At 29.6% G+C, this 922-nt stretch carries 3 protein-coding genes; all 3 read left to right on the top strand.

Annotated elements, in window-relative coordinates; all coding sequences use genetic code 11:
• The coding region (locus I7X29_RS15210) for a hypothetical protein (RefSeq protein WP_198475881.1) at positions 1 to 382 on the top strand (382 nt) is incomplete at its 5' end.
• Positions 379 to 654 (top strand): hypothetical protein, encoded by a 276-nt coding sequence (locus I7X29_RS15205; protein ID WP_088593728.1) that lies wholly within the window; start codon positions 379 to 381, stop codon positions 652 to 654. The genes I7X29_RS15210 and I7X29_RS15205, both read left to right, overlap by 4 nt.
• A gap of 7 nt (positions 655 to 661) precedes the next feature.
• Positions 662 to 919: a GTP-binding protein EngB gene (locus I7X29_RS15200; RefSeq protein ID WP_088593727.1), complete on the top strand. Its 258-nt coding sequence runs from the start codon at positions 662 to 664 to the stop codon at positions 917 to 919.
• Positions 920 to 922 lie beyond the last annotated feature (3 nt).

Here is a 922-nt window from a genome sequence, read left to right as displayed (position 1 = left end):
AACTACTGGTGCTATAGGCGGGTATAGATATGCAAAGGAAAATAAATTGAGCCCTTGGACAGGAAGGAATTTAAATAATGAAACACTATATCAAATATCAGATGGAATTAAAAGAGCTAAAGTTGCTGATATGTTAGGAATGAAAACAATAAGAGCTGAAGATAGTAGCACAAATAGTACATTTGATGTTCCTATAAAAAATCTGAGAATTACTTTAAAAGATCAGATCAATCTAACTCGTCAATCAGAGATTAATAGTTATAGATCTCTATTTAAGTTAGTTAACGATAATAAGTATATACCTATCTTCATTTCTCCTATTAATCAAGATATAGGTATTAAAGTGAAAGATTTTAAAGTAAATATAAAATTAAGTCTATGATACAAGAAGATAAAAAAGGCAATGCTATTTTAGCAATTCATTGGTTGGTAGTTGAAGCAAGAGTTATGACAGCTAATATGGCTACAAATGAAGAAATATATGATTTCTTGGATGAAATACATCGATTATTAGGATTCACCATTGCTAAAGAAGATCTTACGGATATGTTTGAAAATTATTTAAAAGATATATGTGATGAGCGTGGTTTTCAACGTATTTGGGATTATTACACAGGCAAACGCATTATAAGATATGCTAATGAAATAGAATGAAGTAAGTATGATACGAGAAGAGAAAAGGGACAATGCTGTTTTAGCTATACAACAATTAGTAATTGAAGCGAGAGTTTTTACAAGCCAACGCAGAGAATATGAAGAAATATATGATCTCTTAGACGAAATAGAATACTTAGCAGGATTATTACTTATAAAAGATAACATAACAGATACATTTGAAGTATTTTTAGAAGGTATATGTAAAAAGCGAGGTTTCCAACGTATCTGGGATTATTACATAGGTAAACGCAACTTACAATAGATA

The sequence above is a fragment of the Capnocytophaga periodontitidis genome (genome assembly GCF_016126015.1).
In the GTDB taxonomy this organism is placed as follows: Bacteria; Bacteroidota; Bacteroidia; order Flavobacteriales; family Flavobacteriaceae; genus Capnocytophaga; species Capnocytophaga periodontitidis.
Note: the sequence above shows the minus strand (reverse complement) of the source record. Positions and strands in the feature narration are given on the sequence as shown.

Bases quoted from the DNA above. Each gene is read 5' to 3' on its own strand.
- I7X29_RS15205 (WP_088593728.1), top strand. From the start codon at position 379: ATGATACAAGAAGATAAAAAAGGCAATGCTATTTTAGCAATTCATTGG.
- I7X29_RS15200 (WP_088593727.1), top strand. From the start codon at position 662: ATGATACGAGAAGAGAAAAGGGACAATGCTGTTTTAGCTATACAACAA.